Consider the following 17,455-nt stretch of genomic DNA (forward strand, 5'->3'; position numbering starts at 1 on the left):
CATGCTTCGATCCCTCTACATCGCCAATTATGCCCTCATTGATGAAACCGACATTTTGCTCGGAAAAGGGCTCAACATCCTCACCGGTGAAACGGGGGCCGGTAAATCATTGCTGCTAGGAGCCATCGGTTTGATTTTGGGCCGTCGGGTTGACTACGGCTATATTTTCAACCCCGAGAAAAAATGTGTCGTCGAAGCCGTATTCGAAAATATCCCTGCTGAAACGGCGAATGAACTCAAGAAAATCGAGGATTTTGACTGGGATGATGCCCATTTGGTGATTCGAAGGGAAGCCGCTGCCGATGGGAAGTCCCGCGCTTTCATCAACGATACGCCCGTGAATCTGCAGGTGCTCAAAGACGTCACCGGAATGTTGGTCGACCTGCATGGGCAGCATCAGAATCAAATGTTGCTCGATCCAGATTTTCAGTTGAAACTGCTCGATCAATTTGCTGGAACGACGCCGTTGGCCAGGGAATTCGGGAAAAAACTTGGCGAATTGAGCAAAATTCGGAAGCAGATCGATGAACTGGAGAAAGAGGAAGCCCTCGCTCGTCAACAACAGGACTACTTCCGGTTTTTGGTGGAAGAATTGACGACAGCAAATTTGAGTCTGGAAGAAGAGGCGACCCTGGAAGCCGAACTCGAAATGCTGGAACATGCCGGCGAAATCAAGGAAACGCTGGGATTCGTCAACAGTACGCTTTATGACGACGAATCCTCGGCCTACAGTCAATTGAGCGCCGCGATCGAGCGCCTCGATCGTGCCGCCAAAATCAACGAAAGCATTGGTCAGCATCAGCAAAGCTTGAACGAAGCCCGCATCCTGCTGCAGGAAACGGTCCGCGAACTCGACCGCATCGGCGACAAAATTGACCTTGATCCGGGAACCCTGCAGGCCATGCAGGAGCGTTCGGAGTTTTTGCAGCGCCTCAAGAAGAAATATTCCGTTTCCAATGTCTTCGAATTGATCGCAGCACGGGAAGAATACGCGGCAAAAGTCGGGCATTTTGATTCCTTGGGGAGCCAAATCGAAGACTTGAATATCCGCCTCGCCGAGGCGCGAAAAGAAGTTGCAGCTGCAGGCACGACCTTGGAGGCGTCGCGGAAAAAAGTTGCCTTGACCTTGAATGCGAGCGTGGATGACTTGTTGCGGCAAGTAGGTTTGGAAAATGCCAAGTTTGAGGTGACGATTGGCCGAATCGAAGACGCCAACGGCATCCTGGAAATCGACGGAAAGCGCATCCAGCCCAATCCTTCAGGCATCAATCGGGTGGATTTCAGAATTCGCACCAACGCGGGTTTGCCCTTGGGTTCGCTCGGGCAAATCGCCTCCGGGGGCGAAGTTTCCAGGGTCATGCTCGCCATCAAAGCTGCCCTCGCGGAAAAAGCAGAGCTTTCTGTCCTCATCTTCGACGAAATCGATACGGGCATCTCGGGCGAAGTTGCCAACAAAGTCGGCAAGGTCATGGCGCAACTCGCCAAGCGCTATCAGCTCATCGCGATTACGCACCTGCCCCAAATTGCAGCCAAAGGCGACCATCATTTCCGCATTTACAAGGAAATTGTCGGTGCAGGAACCATTAGCCGGGTGGAAAAACTCGATGAAAACGGTCGCGTGATGGAGCTCGCGCACATGCTCAGTGGCGCAGACCCGAGCGAACATGCAATCAAAAATGCAAAAGAATTGATATCTTCGGCCAAAGGCTGAGCCTCGGCTGCCTGAATTGAATGTATATTTTCCTCAAAAGAAGAAACAACTAGATATGGGTTACAACCTGCTCAAAGGAAAAAAAGGAATCATCTTTGGCGCGCTCGACGAGTCGTCCATTGCTTGGAAAGTCGCTGAAAAGGCCCACGCCGAAGGCGCTGAAATCCTGCTTACCAACGCGCCCGTCGCGCTGCGCATGGGACAAGTGAATCAGCTTGCAGAGCGTTTGGGAACCGTCGTCGTTCCAGCAGACGCCACCGAGATGGCTGACCTCAACAACTTGTTTGACGTCGCCGCAGAGCGCTTCGGCAAGGTCGATTTCATCCTGCATTCGATCGGAATGTCGCCCAACGTGCGCAAAAACAAGGGTTATACCGAGCTCAACTACGATTGGTACCACAAGACCCTCGACATTTCGGGGATGTCGTTTCACCGCGTGATGCAAGTCGCCTACGAGCGCGACATGATGAACGAATGGGGCAGCATCCTGGCGCTGAGCTACATCGCTGCGCAACGCACATTCGCAAAATACAATGACATGGCGGAGGCCAAAGCGCTGTTGGAAAGCATCGCGCGTAGCTTCGGCTACCACTTCGGCAAAGCCAAAAAGGTCCGCGTCAACACGATCAGCCAAAGCCCGACCCCGACGACAGCCGGTTCCGGTGTGAAAGGCTTCGACAAAATGCTTGATTTCGGCGAAAAGCTCAGCCCGCTCGGCAACGCCACCGCCGACGAATGCGCAGATTATTGCATCACCCTCTTCAGCGACCTCACCCGCAAGGTGACCATGCAAAACCTCTTCCACGACGGCGGCTTCAGCAGCGTCGGCATTTCGGAGGATTTGCTGGAAGCGTTATGAGAGAATTGAGAATTGAGAATGGAGAATGTCCTTTGGGGTGTTCTCCATTTTTTATTTTTCGGGAATCGCAGAAATGGAGCACGGTTCATTTTCTCTGGTGCTTAATTTTCCATTCTCCATTTTCAATTATTCATTAACTTGTGGCATGAAGGGAAATTTGATTTCTGCAGGAAAATCTTGCGCCTTTTTGGGCTTGGCCTTGATTTTGGGAGGCTGTGCCGCCAAATTGGAGGGGCCGGTGCCCGATTCCGGGTCTGCCGATTTCTCCCGAACGGTAGCGTTTGGCGGTTCGGCGATGTCGGGGATGAAAGACGGGGCTTTGTATGCCGAAGGGCAACGGACCTCGATTCCGATGTTGGTGGCCAAGCAGCTCGCCATGGCGGGCGGAAATCTGCTGTCACAGGCCGAGATTCCTGCGGGTTTGTCGTTGGGTTTGAATCCATATCCTTGGGAGACGCCTTACCAAACCAAAAGCCAACTCGGAGACCGCACCGATTGCAATGGCGAAGTCAGTTTGGGGCCTGTCAAAACAGCCTTGACGGAGAATGACCTTTCTGGAACGGCAATTTGGGACCGTCATCTCGGCATCATTCATGATTTTACGGTGCCTGGAGCAGGACTTTGGGACTTGGATCGCAAAGACTTGGGAGATGATCATTTGATGGGAGGGGCTTCTGTATTCGCTTCGCGTTTGCCATTCGCAGGCACCAACAAAAGCATTTTTGAAGCAGTTGTGGAAATGCAACCCACGTTTGTGATTGCTTGGCCGGGCATGGACGACATGTGGAACTGGGCGAGCAAGGGTGGTACTGGAACGCCAATGCCAAGCCCCGCCGCATTCAGGTCCAAGCTCGATTCGATTCTTTCCGTCTTGTCCGCAGGTGGTGCGAAAGGTGTTTTGGCCACGATTCCTGACGTGCTGGACATTCCATTCTTCACGACGATCCCCACAAGGGCCTTGGTATTGGACTCCGCCAATGTCCACGACTTGAATACACTTTATGGCACGGGCGGCATTGACTTGGAGTTTGTAATCGGCGAAAATGGCTTTGTCGTGGAAGATTCCAATTCTCTCTATGGCATCCGTCAGTTGACTGCCGACGAATTTTTGACGCTTACCGTGCCGCTGGACTCGATGAAATGCTTCAAAATGGGCGTTTTGTTCAAGATGATTCCTGACCGTTGTTCGTTGATCGACCGCGAATTGCAATTGTTACGTTCCAACATCGCTGGCTACAATGCTGCCATCGTGGATTTGGCCGCGCAGTATGATTTTGCTGTGGCCGACATGGCGGCTTACTATACGCAGGTCAAGTCGGGAATCCGGTTTGACGCGGTTGACTTTACTGCCGAATTTGCATCAGGAGGCTTCTTTTCCTTGGATGGCTTCGGGCCAAATGCCAAGGGAGCCGGATTGATCGCGAATGCGTTTTTGGATGCCATCATGGCGAAGTACGGTGCTGTACTTCCAAAGGTGGCCATTGACGATTTGAACGGCGTATTGTTTCCCTGATCGGACTTCTTCGAAATGCAAAAGGGCTGGCAAAATGAATTTGCCAGCCCTTTTGCGTGAAGGAAAACCTGCTTATTGAAGGACGACGCGCAGGGTGCGCGAGAATTGCTCTCCTTCGACTTTCACCAGGTAAATTCCTGCTGCCAAACCTTGGCGGTCGAGGCGAACAGCTGCTGCGCCGTTCACGTTTCCAGTGGAGACCATTCTACCTGTGGCATCGATCAAGCTATAATCCCAATTGGCAGGCACTTCGCCACTCAATTGAATGTCAAATGCTTGTTGCGCAGGATTTGGGAAAACCTCCATTTGAATCCGGGAAATGGCATCGGCCTGACCAGCAAGCGGATCACAAGTGGTAGGCTCATTGCAAACCAAGTGATGCATGAAATTGCTGATGATATTCACGGTTGTCACCAAATCGGCTCCACCGTTGATGTGCGGGGTATGATCGCCGCCGGGATAAGTCCAAAAACAATTGTCAATGCCCAACTCAACGGCTTTGGCGGTGATGCTTGCGCTACCATCGACGACAAAAATCGGATAGAAGCCAGCGACCGTGATCATGGCAGAGCCATAAGGAACCACGGCGTCCTGATCGCCATGAAGGCTTACAATCGGTTCATCATTGGCAGTCATCCAAGCGGTATCCGCGAGCATGCCACAAACATTGACGACGCCATGAATGCGTGAGCTGTAGCCAGGGTTACCACTGTTTCCTTCGATACCGCCGCCGGTTCCTGCCAAGGTGGTGTCGATGTAGCTCGGCATTTCGTTGATGTCGTCCAAGAACGCATAGTGGCAGGCAGAAACTGCGCCTGCAGATACGCCGCCAATGTAGAGGCGATTGGTGTCAATGCGGTAAGGATTGCCGTTTTGGGCACTTTTGTAAAGAAATCGAACGGCAGCTTTGAAGTCAGCCACTGCACGCCACACAGAAGTGGAGGCCTTGATGGAGTCAGGGCCGGGGAAAGGAAGTCCGGCCATACCCAAACGGTATTCGACAGATGCGATCACAAACCCGCGCTTGCTCAAAGGATCTGCCAAGCTTGTAATGTCCACCGCATCCTTGCTGCCGCCGACAAAACTGCCTCCATGCTCCATCACGATGATCGGGCGCAGCGGTTCGTTGTCTCCCGTAGGTTCCCAAATGTCCATCTCCAAGGATTGGTTTTGCCCTTGCAGGTTGATGTTGGCACCGTAGGTGATGTTATTGGTGCGGGTATAGGCAGAAAATACCTCGGATAGGTACCGGCCATTACCGCAATCGCTCTGGGCAATGGCACCCACAGCCAAAAGCGCAAACGCAACAAATAGTGTAATTTTTTTTCTCATACAGACGTTCAATTTGAATGGAAATTTAAGAAACCCTTACCGAATTGCAACCTTTGAAATGTCCTGCATCGATCAAATGTTGTATTTGCTCGATGAATTCCGTGCATGGAAGAGGTTATGTTGTCCGTGGAAAAGGATCAAGCCTCTTCTTGCCAGCCTTGTTTCCCCAGCAACGGAACAAATTGGTAGTATCCATCCTTGACAATCTGCCATTCGTTTTCTGCAATGCGCGTCACCGTTGCCATCTGTTGTTTGTCCAATTCGCCGACGGGAATGATGAGTTTTCCACCAATTGTCAGTTGTTTTTTGAGCGCTTCGGGCACGCTCGGGCTTGCTGCAGTGACCAAAATGCGGTCAAATGGCGCAAATTGGCTCCAACCCATGGTGCCATCACCCCATTTCAGGCGAACTTTGTAGCCTAGTTCCTCAAGCAACGCTGCGGCCTTTTGATGATGTACGCGGATGCGCTCGACGCTGAACACCTTTGCACCCAATTCGCAGAGCACGGCAGCTTGGTAACCTGAGCCTGTTCCGATTTCCAACACTTTCATTCCGGGTTTGACGTCGAGCATACTGCTCTGAAAACCAACGGTCAGTGGCTGACTGATCGTTTGTCCGTCGCCAATCGGCAGCGGCCGGTCTTCATAGGCCGCCTCCGTGAAAGCACTCTCGACAAAGGCATGGCGCGGCACCTTGCGCATTGCAGCAAGTACGGCCTCGTCTTTCAGGCCCTTTTCCATCATCGCTCGGATCAATTTCTCCCGCAGACCCTTGTGTTTATAGCTGTCAATCATCGCTGCAAAGGTAGCAAGATTTGAGGCTTCGTCCACAATCCTGCATATTGTGTAATGTCGGTGGGCAAATGGATTTTCAAATGATGGGGGATATGATAATTTTGCAGGATACTAAGTAAAGGGAGTATGATCAAAATCGGTGTCATCGGCGTCGGCCATCTGGGAAGCATTCATTTGCGCCTGTTGAAGGAAATTCCAGAGTATGAAGTTGTTGGTTTTTTTGATACCGACCGGGAGCGGGCCGCCGCCATTGAGCAGGAGATGGAAGTCAAGTCTTGGGACGACATGAATTCGCTGATCGAAGCCTGCGATGCCGTGGACATTGTCACGCCAACCGTTTCCCACTTTGAATGCGCCAAGGCAGCTTTGAAGCGCTTCAAGCATATTTTCATCGAAAAACCCGTTACACATACTGTCGAAGAGGCCAAATCTTTGCAGCGCCTTGCACGCGAAGCCAATGTCAAGGCCATGGTCGGCCACGTCGAGCGTTTTAATCCCGCCTATTTGGCGATCAAGGATCAGGAATTGCGTCCACTTTTTATCGAATCCCACCGTTTGGCGCAGTGGAACCCGCGCGGCACGACCGCTTCCGTGGTGCTCGACCTCATGATCCATGACATCGACATCATCCTTTGCCTTGTCGGATCAGGGATCAAAAAGATCAGCGCCAGCGGTGTTTCCGTCGTGAGCGAGACGCCCGACATCGCCAATGCCCGCATCGAATTTGACAATGGGGCCACGGCCAACCTTACCGCAAGCCGCATCTCCTTCCGCAATATGCGCAAGATGAGGTTGTTCCAAAGGAAAATGTACCTTTCGGTGGATTTTCTCAACAAAACCTGCGAAATCATTCACATGAATGATCAGGACAGCACCCCCGATCCCACCAAAAATAAAATCGAATTCAAATCGGGTGAATCCACCAAAACCTTGACGTTTGAAAATCCCAAAGTGACGCCTGTGAATTCCATTCGAATGGAATTTGAGGAATTTGCCAAGGCGATCAACAACGACACAGAGGTGCCTGTCACACTCGAGCAGGCTACGTTAGCGCTAGACACCGCTTATTTGATCATGGACAAAATCAATCAACTATGCATCGTTTGATCCGGCTTCTGCCTGTTGTTGCTTGCTGCATGAGTTTGCTTGGCTGCGAAGTGATCAATCCAGCGGAGGAATTGCCCGCCTACATTTCGATCCAGAATCCGATGGTGAGCGCGCCGGATGATACGTCTTTTCGCAGCAACACGGGTGTCCGCAACGCTTGGCTCTACCATGGCGGATTTTTGCAAGGCGTCTACCAAATTGATCCCCAAGTGGATACAAACGGTCGCGTGGTACCCTTTCTGCAGTTGGATCAAACGGACTTTTTCATCGAAGGCGGGATTTACGAGTCTGGGCAATCCAGTTTTCAGATCATTTACCCGTTTTGGGACAGGGTCTCGTTTGATTGGGCTGCGACCGCAGGAGATACATTGGAAGTCACGCCGGTGTTTCATTATACCGATCCGAGCAAATATGAAACTCCAGTTTCGGTTACCTTCGAAGGCGGAGGGGTTGATTTTGACCGGTTTGCATCCGGATTGCCTGATACAGCGACATTTTTTGTGACTTCTGCGACCGATCCCTACCGCGGACTCAATTGCGGCAGGGTCGATTTTCTGCCGGGGGAACGGTACTTTGAAGTGATCAATACCGTGCCTTTCCGGAGTACCCAAGCGCTGAATATTTTCGCGGAGATTACTTATCAGAATACAATCCCATTTACCGTCGGGCTCATTTATGGATCGCGCACGAGCCCCAACCGCCTTCCGATTATGACCATCAGCCCGAGTGGCACTTGGAATACCGTGTACGTCCACATGATCACCGAAGTGCGCAACATTATCAACGCCTTGGGTCCCAACACGGACTTGTGGCTTTGGATGATTGCCGATGGCGAAAACAAGGAAGGTTATATCCGTTTTGACGACATTCGTGTGATCAAGGAGAAGTAAGCACGAATGAACCGCTTCAGGAAATCCCTCTTGTATTTTTTACTGGATCTGATCGCCTCTTTTGGGGTGTGGATGCTCTTTTTCCTGTTGCGACGTTATCTCTTCGAATCCAGCACTTTTTCCTATTCAGACGAAAAGGCCATTTTGCAGCTGCGCAATGCCGGCATCATTGCAGGCTATTGGGTGATCCTCTACGGCATTGGCGGATTGTATTCCGATCCGTTCCGTAAGTCGCGTTTGCGGGAATTGCTGCAAGTTTTTCAAGCCACCGGCTTCGGTGTTTTGGTGCTGTTTTTTACGATTTTCCTCGATGATCCTAAGCCGATTACCACTTCTTGGCGGTTCTACTTCATTTATTTTCTACTTCAGTTTGTCACCATCGCCTTCTTCCATTTTCTGGTTTCGACGAATACGAATTCGAGGATCAGGCGCAGGAAAATCGGTTTCTCCACCCTGATCATTGGTTGTGGACCTACGGCTTTTAAACTCTGGAATGAATTGGAGTCGCGTCGCCGATCATTGGGGTACACGTTTCAAGGTTATCTGAGCCTCCCCGGCCATCCCGACAGCCTGTTTTTTGGAAAGCTGAAGCATTTTGGGGACATCAGCCGCATCCATGAGGTCGTCAACAGCCGCAAAATCGATGAAGTAATCATCGCGCTGGACCAAGACGACAAAGAGCGCATCGTCGAAGTGGTGGATTTGCTCGAGACCACAAGGGCACGCATCAAAATCGTGCCTGGTGTGCATGACCTCCTGCTCGGGCGTGTGCGCACCACCCACATGATGGGTTCGCCGCTCATTGAAATCAATCCTAAATTACTTTCCAATGCCGAGGCATTTTTCAAGCGCGGATTTGACCTCACAGCCTCTATTTGCGCGTTGATTTTGTTGGCGCCGGTATTTCTCACCCTTGCCATTATCATTCGCCTGGATTCAAAAGGACCGATTTTTTATCGTCAGGAACGCATCGGGAAATGGGGCAAGCCCTTCAAAATCATTAAATTCCGATCCATGCGCACCGATGCTGAAGCCGCCGGACCAGCGCTCAGTTCGGAAAATGATCCGCGTATCACGCGCGTAGGCCGGTTCATGCGCAAGACCCGTCTCGACGAATTTCCGCAATTCCTCAACGTGCTCAAAGGCGACATGAGCATCATTGGACCTCGCCCGGAGCGGCAGTTTTTCATCGATCAAATCGTGAAAATCGCCCCGCATTACCGGCATTTGCACCGCGTACGCCCCGGCATCACGTCGTGGGGCCAAGTCAAATACGGCTACGCTTCAACCGTCGAGGAAATGATCGAACGCATGACCTACGACATTCTCTATATTGAGAACATTTCGCTGTTGCTCGACATGAAAATCATCATTTACACGGTGTTGGTGATGATTGAAGGAAGAGGGAAGTAAGTGAAAAGTGAATAGTTAAAAGTGAAAAGTGGGTCCTTGGTGATGGCTCGTTGGGCGTTGAGAAGGGAAAGTAGCGCGTGAAGCCAGGAGTGTTGAGTGTTTGATTATCATAGGTGTTGCCGGGATTGAATAAACTTGTTGGTGAAGCTGAGATTCGTAATTTTAGCTGCTGTTTTGTAATTGGTTGAATAGAAAATGCTACGCGAATTACCGAAACCACTGGTGAATGTCCCCTCGATTTCTGCGGTGCAGATGTTGGAGGTGGAACGGTTGATGGTTTCGGAGTACCTGTTGGACCCGATGCAGACGATGGAATTGGCGGGGAGGCATTTGGCGCATTTGGCACGGTTGCTGTTTTTGAAAGGCCGTGCCGATGGCAAAGCCATCTCCTTGTTGGCGAGCAATGCCACCAAAGGTGCCTGTGTTTTGGTGGCTGCGCGCAAATTGCATCAATGGGGCGGCAACGTAAGGTTGGTGCTTTCGCATGAAATTGACGAATATGAAGGCCTTGTGGGTGCGCAACTCGAACGCGCGCGCCGGCAAGGATTGATCATCGTGGAGCCGCCCGCGCTCGGCGGAAACCTCATCATCGATGGTTTGATGGGTTTGCATTGGCCGGGAGACCCTTCTGGGCGTTTGGCTGACCTCATCGAATGGGCCAATCGGCAACTTTCCCCCGTGCTTGCTTTGGAATTGCCCGCCGGGTTGGACGCGGAAACCGGACAGCAGCGGCGTCCCTGCATGCGCGCAAGCGCGACGATGGCTTTGGGCTTGCCCAAAACCGGTGTCGTCAAGGAATCGGCCCGCGCCATGGTGGGGGATATCTATCTTGCCGATGTGGCCATTCCTCAAGCGCTGTATGCCGCTCCCGGATTGGAACTCAAGGTTGGTGCAATTTTCGCGGAATCAGATATTGTTCGGATTCGGTAATTCTGACCTCGACCTCGCCTTGTCAAAATAAAGCCCTTAGCCTACCGGGAGGTGAGGACTCCAGGAGGGTGGGGGGGGGGGGGATGCGAATTTCATCTTAGCCCAAATTTTGCACCCAATTGAATGTGGTCCCCATTTTCATCGGCTTGCCGGAAATCAGGTAGCAGCCGATATATTTCCACGTTCAGGTCCAGCATGTTGTGCCGATGTCCACGGTTACTGATGCCGCCGTCGATCAACAATGCAATCACGGCATCTCTTGGATCGGGTGTTCCACTTCCGCGCAGATTCTCATTCCCGTAGCTCAATTCCGTACATTTTTTGAGAATTCGGTCCCAAGGGGCGCTGCCATCGCTGCCGGTATGGTCGAGGAATCCCCTTTTTTCGCAATCCAGTCCATGCATTTTTGCCGCTTCGTACACGCATTGTTTGGGCTGCAAGATCGACAACGGCCCCATTGAATTCAGCATGGCCATCAATTCCTTTCCCGCGATATAGTCGTCGTGTTCGAGGCCGCTCCAACTTGCCGCTTGTCGTCGTATTGACCGATGATCTGCGCGTAGACCTTTGGGATAGGCCCGGGCAAAGTTGACTTCCAAAACCATTTGTTTCTCTACATCACTCAGGTAGGTCGCGTTTTTGGCGGTGTTGAGGGCCGCAAAGTCCACTTTGGAGGTGTCAACTTTGCCTTCGAATGTAAATGCAACCTTCACGCGGTCACAGCGGTAGCCCCAACTGTACCAATACGTGTCGTTGTTCTTTGAAAACGCGATTCCCAGGTATTTGCAGTTCGGATCCAGAATATTGGTATGGAAATCAGCGACCACGTCCATTGCTTCAAATGCACCGCCAATGCCATGCATGCCGCTCGATTCGCCGCATAAGTCATTGGTGCCCTTGTAGGCGGGATCCAATGTTCCTTTGTCGAGATGTTCGCGACATTGCGCCTCCAATCCGGGATCCCATATCACTTTTTCCAAGGGTGCCGATTCTGCCAATTGCTGCGCAAATGCCGGATTGTGGTCGGCGAGCTCTTTTTGATGCTTTTTGAGAAAACTCCTTGGGTGCCGTTCGCGCCTCATTGATCAATTGGATCACCTCAAGGGTCAAGGGATGCTTCTGTGTGAAAGCCGATTCGACGAATAAAAAGCTGCCAATCAGAAAGAGGAAAATCGTCCGAAGGAAACGCATAAGTGGGGAGTCTTTGGGTATCAAACGGGGCGAATGCGATTGCGTTACAGCGCAGCTGAATTTATTCTGTTCAGTCGCGTTCTTCGTAGCGTTTGCCGGTCCATTCCAAGATGCGGTTTTGATCGACCACGAGTTCGTGGAACCCTTCAGTTTTGGTGGAAAGAACGCCCAAACGCTTGCACGGCGTGCCGTCCCACATGATTTTTCCGTTGCCAAAATTCACGGACCAGCGCATTCGCCCGCGGTCCTTCCAAAACGTTCCCCAGATCAAGTCCATCTTTCCGTCTGCATCGAGGTCAAACTGCATTTTGAGCGTATCGGCTGCGTCGGTTCCTTCGAATGCCAATGCCCGGAGGTCCTTCAGCGCCGCCATTTCCACCATTTGGAATGTCCTCCACTTTGACCAATTCGCCGTCTTGCAACGCAAAACGTTGCTTGTTGCCGGCGATGGCTGTGGAGATCGTCGCTTCCGGCGAATTTTCAATGATCACGGACCATTTGCCGTTCCATTGTTCAAGAACAGGATCACGAAACGATGCCCCCTGTTTCTCGCTGTAATGGTAGCGGCCGTTGCCGCGGTAGGAGACCACAAAATAGGAATTGAGACAACATTGACCGCTGCAGGCAGCGTTGTAACGCAGCAGAATGTCCTGAAAACCATCCCCGTCCAAGTCCTGTTCCGCCATCACCTCCAAGCAACCTGCGTCCGCAGGGGCGATGATTTCCTGCGAACTCCCATCAAAATTTCCGATCAGCGTGATGGGCTGTCCCTCTACTTTCCGAAATTCGAAATTGCCCAAAACAAGCCGTGAGGTGTCAGGGGCAGAAGCTTCGAAGAATTCAAAGCTGTCTTCCAATTCGTCGTGTTTGCCCAAATCATCCGCGCCAGAAGTATTGGGTTGGCTTTTGGCGCATCCCGACGACAATACAAAGACGATCCAACAAAGTTGGACGCCGCGTTGCCAATTGGGATAAACCTCAGGGAATGTCATATTTCAAGTCGGATACAAATGCGTTTTTGCAATTCCAATCCATGTCAAAGGTAATTGATTTCGAGCGAGAAGGGAAGAGGACACGTTTGTCTTTGCGGCCCTTTGCGACTTTGCGGTTTTCCGTGTACCCCCCCGATTAAACCGCAGAGGACGCAAAGGGCCGCAAAGGGATGGAAATGCCTTATCGTCACTCAGAGCGAAGCGATGAGTCTACCTTAGCAGAAACACCCGATGCTCACAGGCAAAAGGTGTTACCAAACGGTAGATGCTTCGCTTCGCTCTGCATGACAATAGAGGGGATAATCATCACAACTTACCGACATTCAACAAAATCCCTCACTTCCCCTTCCCGACAAAATGTGGCACAAATCCGCCTTGGATGCAACCGGGAATGGGAATCAGGTTGTCACCCTTGATGTCGCAGCCTGCGATCTCGGTCAAGCCTTTGTACCAGGACTTTGTGTACTTCTTGTCAAGTTTGTCGAGTTCGACAAGCAGGTGAAATCCGCCGCGGGTCTTGAGGACGGTGACGCAATCGAGGTTCACATGCTGCCCAGCCTCCGCCAAGACGGAGTCCAATTCCACATGGTCATAATCCAGGTCAAAATACACCTTGCGCGCGCAAGCCTTCTGAATCTCGCTCATGACCTCCTGATGCGGATTGTAGCCGGTATAATCCTGCGTGATCAATTGCGCGAATTTGATCAAGGATGCTTTGGTCGCATCAAGCAAGCTCCGCGGATTCGGATTGATGTACAAGGCCAAGGCCTCCACAGGAATTGCAGTCCCCTTGCTTGTATAGGATCCCACCGCGCATTCCAATTGTTTGATCTTGGAAAACAGCATATCCTTTTCCGCAGTAAACCGCTTCAATTGCGCCTTGTCGGATTTCAAAACCCCCGGCGCGCAGTATTTGCTGCGGGCGAGCAAGGTCACATAATAAACCTCGCCCTTCTTGAGATTGGGCAGCCAATCGATGAAGGCCCGCAAACGGGATTCATCTTGTATGATTTTGTAGTTCATGATGCCTCCTTACAACGCCCCGCGAATGATCTCATCCACCACCAACGGATCCAACAGCGTCGAGGTATCGCCCAAGGACTCCGTTTCGCCTTCGGCCACCTTGCGCAAAATGCGCCGCATGATCTTCCCTGAACGCGTTTTCGGCAAGCCATGGACGAATTGGATCTTCTCCGGTTTGGCGATTTTTCCGATTTCCCTCACGACGGTCTCGATGATTTCGCCACGTGTAAGCTCTTGGTCGTCAGGGAATTGTTTGCAGATCACGAAGGCGTAAATGCCTTGGCCCTTGATCGGATGCGGATAACCCACGACGGCTGATTCGACGACATGGGAATCCAGATTGATGGCGTTTTCGATTTCGGCGGTGCCAAGGCGGTGTCCTGAGACATTGATCACGTCGTCGACGCGGCCAATGATGCGGTACATGCCATCTTCATCGCGACGCGCACTGTCGCCCGTGAAATAGTGGCCCTTGAACGCACTGAAATAGGTATTGTAACAACGAACATGGTCGCCGTAAGTCGTGCGCAAAATGGAAGGCCAAGGGAACTTGACGGTCAAATAACCTTCGACGCCATTCTCCAGGATTTCCTTGCCCTCGCCATCCAACAAACAGGGTTGAATGCCCGGCAGCGGCAACCCGGCAAACGAAGGCTTCATCGGATGGTGCCCGCCCATTCCGGAGATCATCACGCCGCCGGTCTCGGTCTGCCACCAAGTATCGACGATCGGGCAACGCTCCTTGCCGACGTGAACATTGTACCAATTCCAAGCCTCGACATTGATCGGTTCGCCGACCGTGCCGAGGAGCCGCAACGAATCGAGGCTGTAGCTCAAAACGTGATCAAGCGGCAAAGCCATCAAGGCGCGGATCGCTGTCGGCGCCGTGTAGAAAATCGTCACGCCATGCTTGTCAATCACCTGCCAGAATCTTCCCGGATCGGGATGGGTTGGAATGCCCTCAAACATGACCGTCGTCGCGCCGCAAAGCAGCGGTCCGTAGGTGATATAACTATGTCCCGTGACCCAGCCGATGTCGGCAGTGCACCAGAAAACATCGTTTTCAGCGTATTGGAAGACGTTTTGGAAGGTATAGCCCGCATAGACCATGTAGCCGCCGCAGGTGTGGACGACGCCCTTGGGTTTGCCCGTGGAGCCGCTTGTGTAAAGGATGAAGAGCAGATCCTCGGCATCCATTTCCTCAGCGGGACAGTCGTCGCCGACATGTTGGAGTTCGTCATGGAGCCAAACATCGCGGCCGGCCTCCATGTGAGGTGTCCAGCCGCAGCGGTCCACCACAATGACGCGTTCGACGGTCGGGCAATGTGCGATGGCATCATCCACGACGCGCTTTGCGGGCGTCTGCTTAGCCCCGCGGGCGATGCCGTCGCTCGTGAGCACGACCTTGCAGGCAGCATCTTGTATGCGATCCGCCAAGGAATTTGCCGAGAATCCGGCGAAGACGACCGAATGCACCGCGCCGATACGGGCGCAGGCGAGGACCGAGATCATGAGCTCGGGGATCATCGGCATGTAGAGGCAGACGCGGTCGCCTTTTTGCACGCCGTTGCGCTTCAGGACGTTGGCCATGCGGCAGACTTGTGCATGGAGTTCCTTGTAAGTGAAGTGTTTGGCTTTTTCGGTGATGTCGTTGGGTTCCCAGATCAAGGCAACCTGATTGCCGCGCGTGGCGAGGTGCCGGTCGAGGCAATTTTCCGTGATGTTGAGCTTGGCATTGGTGAACCATTTCACATCCGGCCCTTCAAAAGTCCAATCGAGCACCTTGTCCCAAGGTTTGCGCCAGTCAAAATGGCCCGCGACATCGCCCCAAAATCCCTCAGGATCAGCGACACTGCGTTGGTAGGCCGATTGGTATTCCTCGAATGAATTGATCTTGAAACTCATCTTTACATCAAATTAGGGGGAGAAATTAATGAATTTATGGCATTCGAAGGGGGAGAATTCAAATTTTGGGGAGAAAGGTGGGTTTCAATCATAGATTCGTAAAAATCTTTATATGACGGAACGAACACACAGAAAGAACCGGATCAGAATCAAAGTACGCAGGACCTTGAGCCGATATCTGAGTCTGTGAAAAGCGGATTGAACGGGGTGAGGAACAGATCAGAAATGGAAATACGAAAACAAAGGCGCAGGTCGACAAGCGGTTTGACCAATGGCTGCGTTCGAAGTAAAATGGACTGATTCATGACCTGATTGCCTGACGACAAACCCCGAATCGGTTGCTTTTCGGGGAATTCTTTTCGCTCGCAAGCCAAAGCAAAATTCCAACCCGACTATTGTTTCCTTCCGGATTTCCTCCCATATTGTCAGGAAATCACCAACTCCCAATGTCAAAATCACCACTCTTCGGCGCGTTGAAGCGCGTGTTGCGGCTCAGCCAAATCTCCAAAGACCATGGCATCCCTGCGGATGAAGTCTCCGAATGGGCAGCCGAGCAACGTGCAAATGAAATTTCCCGTCGGGAATTCCTCGGAAAGGCCGCTGTCGCTGGCGCAGGACTTGCCCTGATGCGGATGGTTCCTTCGGATAGCATGAAAGGCGATTCGGATGCCAAAATCGTCATCGTCGGCGGCGGCATTGCAGGGTTGCACGCTGCTTATATCCTTAAAAAGCAGGGGATTACAAAGGGTGTGACGATCTACGAAGCCTCCAACCGCACCGGAGGACGCATGTTCACCCAAAAGCTCAACGGCAATACCGGCACCACGGAACTTGGCGGCGAATTCATCGATAGCAACCACCTTGATATGCGCGCGCTCGCCAAAGAATTTGGCGTCGTTGAGCTTCGCAAGGACAGCGACAAGCTGATTCCCGAAGTGTTTTTCATGGATGGCAAAGCCTATTCGCAAGAAGATGCCATTCGGGCGTTTCAAAGTATCCGCGAAAAGGTAGGTGCCGACAGCTTGCTGGGTGGCAAAGCCTTCGAACGCCTCGACTACATGTCGATGGAGGCCTATTTTGAGACCTTGGAAACCGAGGAATGGTTCAAAAAGGCGATGGCTGTCGCCTACGTCGGCGAATATGGCCTCGACATGGGCGACCAAAGTGCCGTCAACTTCACCGCCTTGGTCGGTGCGCAGGAACCCAACAAGCTTGACCTCTTTGGTACAAGCGACGAAAGCATCAAGTTTTTGGGTGGCAATCAGCAGATTTGCGACCGCCTCGCGGAGGCCGTTCAAGATCAAATTCGCCTGAATCATGCGTTGGTAGCCATCAAAAACAAGGGCAAGGGTTTCGTGCTGACATTCGAAGGGGAAACCAAGGAAGTAGAAGCGGATATCGTGATCATGACGATTCCCTATACCGTTTTGCGCAATGTGGAAGGCATTGAAGAACTCAAGGGCATGTCTACCAAGAAGTTGAACTGCATCCGCGAACTGGGTGCGGGCAAAAACAGCAAGTTTTTCCTCGACATGAATTCCCGGATTTGGCGGGATCAGGGTTTTCAGGGTTACCTCTACACCAACAAAATCCATACAAGTTGGGACAGCTATCATCTTCAGAATGAGAACGCCGGAAAGTCGATTTATTCGATATTTTTTGGCGGCGAAGTCGGGGCGAATGCGGCCAAGGGTGGGGGAGAGGCCTATTTGGATGAAATTTCGACCGCATTCCCCGGATTCAAGGAGCAATATTCCGGCTACACGTCACAGATGAATTGGTGGAAGCATAAATG

The 17,455-nt window shown here is 52.0% G+C and carries 15 protein-coding genes; 8 read left to right on the forward strand and 7 right to left on the reverse strand.

What is annotated here, in order from left to right:
- Position 1 precedes the first annotated feature (1 nt).
- The 3 genes from recN to IPN95_23410 all read left to right on the forward strand — a co-directional run bounded on the left by recN (position 2) and on the right by IPN95_23410 (position 4,083).
- Positions 2 to 1,711: a DNA repair protein RecN gene (gene recN / locus IPN95_23400; GenBank protein MBK9452312.1), complete on the forward strand. Its 1,710-nt coding sequence runs from the start codon at positions 2 to 4 to the stop codon at positions 1,709 to 1,711.
- Between the two features lie 55 nt (positions 1,712 to 1,766).
- Positions 1,767 to 2,570 carry an enoyl-ACP reductase gene (locus IPN95_23405; protein MBK9452313.1) on the forward strand — a complete coding sequence of 268 codons (804 nt, stop codon included), beginning with the start codon at positions 1,767 to 1,769 and terminating at the stop codon, positions 2,568 to 2,570.
- Between the two features lie 145 nt (positions 2,571 to 2,715).
- Complete coding sequence (locus IPN95_23410) at positions 2,716 to 4,083, forward strand: hypothetical protein (GenBank protein MBK9452314.1); 1,368 nt, start codon at positions 2,716 to 2,718, stop codon at positions 4,081 to 4,083.
- A gap of 72 nt (positions 4,084 to 4,155) precedes the next feature.
- Here the strand turns inward: IPN95_23410 and IPN95_23415 are convergent, their stop codons facing one another.
- Positions 4,156 to 5,415, reverse strand: coding sequence for a T9SS type A sorting domain-containing protein (locus IPN95_23415; protein ID MBK9452315.1), 1,260 nt, complete (start codon positions 5,413 to 5,415; stop codon positions 4,156 to 4,158).
- A 137-nt stretch (positions 5,416 to 5,552) separates the two neighbouring features.
- A complete protein-coding gene (locus tag IPN95_23420; GenBank protein ID MBK9452316.1) occupies positions 5,553 to 6,209 on the reverse strand; it encodes a protein-L-isoaspartate(D-aspartate) O-methyltransferase in 657 nt (218 codons plus the stop codon).
- 126 nt (positions 6,210 to 6,335) lie between these two features.
- On the opposite strand from IPN95_23420, the gene IPN95_23425 reads away from it, so the two are divergent.
- The 4 genes from IPN95_23425 (at position 6,336) to IPN95_23440 (ending at position 10,549) form a co-directional block, all read left to right on the forward strand.
- Positions 6,336 to 7,316 carry a Gfo/Idh/MocA family oxidoreductase gene (locus IPN95_23425; GenBank protein MBK9452317.1) on the forward strand — a complete coding sequence of 327 codons (981 nt, stop codon included), beginning with the start codon at positions 6,336 to 6,338 and terminating at the stop codon, positions 7,314 to 7,316.
- Entirely contained in the window at positions 7,304 to 8,206 is a 903-nt protein-coding gene (locus IPN95_23430; GenBank protein MBK9452318.1) for a hypothetical protein, read from the forward strand. Before IPN95_23425 ends, IPN95_23430 begins: the two co-directional genes overlap by 13 nt.
- Before the next feature lie 6 nt (positions 8,207 to 8,212).
- Complete coding sequence (locus IPN95_23435; GenBank protein MBK9452319.1) at positions 8,213 to 9,619, forward strand: sugar transferase; 1,407 nt, start codon at positions 8,213 to 8,215, stop codon at positions 9,617 to 9,619.
- A 195-nt stretch (positions 9,620 to 9,814) separates the two neighbouring features.
- A complete protein-coding gene (locus tag IPN95_23440; protein MBK9452320.1) occupies positions 9,815 to 10,549 on the forward strand; it encodes an NAD(P)H-hydrate epimerase in 735 nt (244 codons plus the stop codon).
- 92 nt (positions 10,550 to 10,641) lie between these two features.
- On the opposite strand, the gene IPN95_23445 is transcribed toward IPN95_23440, so the two are convergent.
- The 5 genes from IPN95_23445 to acs all read right to left on the reverse strand — a co-directional run bounded on the left by IPN95_23445 (position 10,642) and on the right by acs (position 15,660).
- On the reverse strand, positions 10,642 to 11,631 hold the full coding sequence (locus IPN95_23445) for a hypothetical protein (GenBank protein MBK9452321.1): 990 nt from the start codon (positions 11,629 to 11,631) through the stop codon (positions 10,642 to 10,644).
- Between the two features lie 179 nt (positions 11,632 to 11,810).
- On the reverse strand, positions 11,811 to 12,113 hold the full coding sequence (locus IPN95_23450) for a hypothetical protein (protein MBK9452322.1): 303 nt from the start codon (positions 12,111 to 12,113) through the stop codon (positions 11,811 to 11,813).
- A complete protein-coding gene (locus tag IPN95_23455; protein ID MBK9452323.1) occupies positions 12,037 to 12,732 on the reverse strand; it encodes a hypothetical protein in 696 nt (231 codons plus the stop codon). The genes IPN95_23450 and IPN95_23455 overlap by 77 nt, the downstream gene beginning before the upstream one ends.
- 336 nt (positions 12,733 to 13,068) lie before the next feature.
- A complete protein-coding gene (locus IPN95_23460) occupies positions 13,069 to 13,755 on the reverse strand; it encodes a hypothetical protein (protein ID MBK9452324.1) in 687 nt (228 codons plus the stop codon).
- A gap of 9 nt (positions 13,756 to 13,764) precedes the next feature.
- Complete coding sequence (gene acs, locus IPN95_23465; protein MBK9452325.1) at positions 13,765 to 15,660, reverse strand: acetate--CoA ligase; 1,896 nt, start codon at positions 15,658 to 15,660, stop codon at positions 13,765 to 13,767.
- Positions 15,661 to 16,106: 446 nt separating this feature from the next.
- Between acs and IPN95_23470 the strand changes: the two genes are divergently transcribed.
- Positions 16,107 to 17,455, forward strand: a 1,349-nt coding sequence (locus IPN95_23470; GenBank protein ID MBK9452326.1) for an FAD-dependent oxidoreductase, incomplete at its 3' end; no start/stop codon positions are given.

The organism is Bacteroidota bacterium, assembly GCA_016718825.1.
Lineage (GTDB): Bacteria > Bacteroidota > Bacteroidia > J057 > JADKCL01 > JADKCL01.

Excerpts from the sequence above, each read along its gene's own strand:
- recN (MBK9452312.1), top strand. The coding sequence starts at position 2 with ATGCTTCGATCCCTCTACATCGCCAATTATGCCCTCATTGATGAAACC.
- IPN95_23405 (MBK9452313.1), top strand. The coding sequence starts at position 1,767 with ATGGGTTACAACCTGCTCAAAGGAAAAAAAGGAATCATCTTTGGCGCG.
- IPN95_23410 (MBK9452314.1), top strand. The coding sequence starts at position 2,716 with ATGAAGGGAAATTTGATTTCTGCAGGAAAATCTTGCGCCTTTTTGGGC.
- IPN95_23415 (MBK9452315.1), bottom strand. The coding sequence starts at position 5,415 with ATGAGAAAAAAAATTACACTATTTGTTGCGTTTGCGCTTTTGGCTGTG.
- IPN95_23420 (MBK9452316.1), bottom strand. The coding sequence starts at position 6,209 with ATGATTGACAGCTATAAACACAAGGGTCTGCGGGAGAAATTGATCCGA.
- IPN95_23425 (MBK9452317.1), top strand. The coding sequence starts at position 6,336 with ATGATCAAAATCGGTGTCATCGGCGTCGGCCATCTGGGAAGCATTCAT.
- IPN95_23430 (MBK9452318.1), top strand. The coding sequence starts at position 7,304 with ATGCATCGTTTGATCCGGCTTCTGCCTGTTGTTGCTTGCTGCATGAGT.
- IPN95_23435 (MBK9452319.1), top strand. The coding sequence starts at position 8,213 with ATGAACCGCTTCAGGAAATCCCTCTTGTATTTTTTACTGGATCTGATC.
- IPN95_23440 (MBK9452320.1), top strand. The coding sequence starts at position 9,815 with ATGCTACGCGAATTACCGAAACCACTGGTGAATGTCCCCTCGATTTCT.
- IPN95_23445 (MBK9452321.1), bottom strand. The coding sequence starts at position 11,631 with ATGAGGCGCGAACGGCACCCAAGGAGTTTTCTCAAAAAGCATCAAAAA.
- IPN95_23450 (MBK9452322.1), bottom strand. The coding sequence starts at position 12,113 with ATGGCGGCGCTGAAGGACCTCCGGGCATTGGCATTCGAAGGAACCGAC.
- IPN95_23455 (MBK9452323.1), bottom strand. The coding sequence starts at position 12,732 with ATGACATTCCCTGAGGTTTATCCCAATTGGCAACGCGGCGTCCAACTT.
- IPN95_23460 (MBK9452324.1), bottom strand. The coding sequence starts at position 13,755 with ATGAACTACAAAATCATACAAGATGAATCCCGTTTGCGGGCCTTCATC.
- acs (MBK9452325.1), bottom strand. The coding sequence starts at position 15,660 with ATGAGTTTCAAGATCAATTCATTCGAGGAATACCAATCGGCCTACCAA.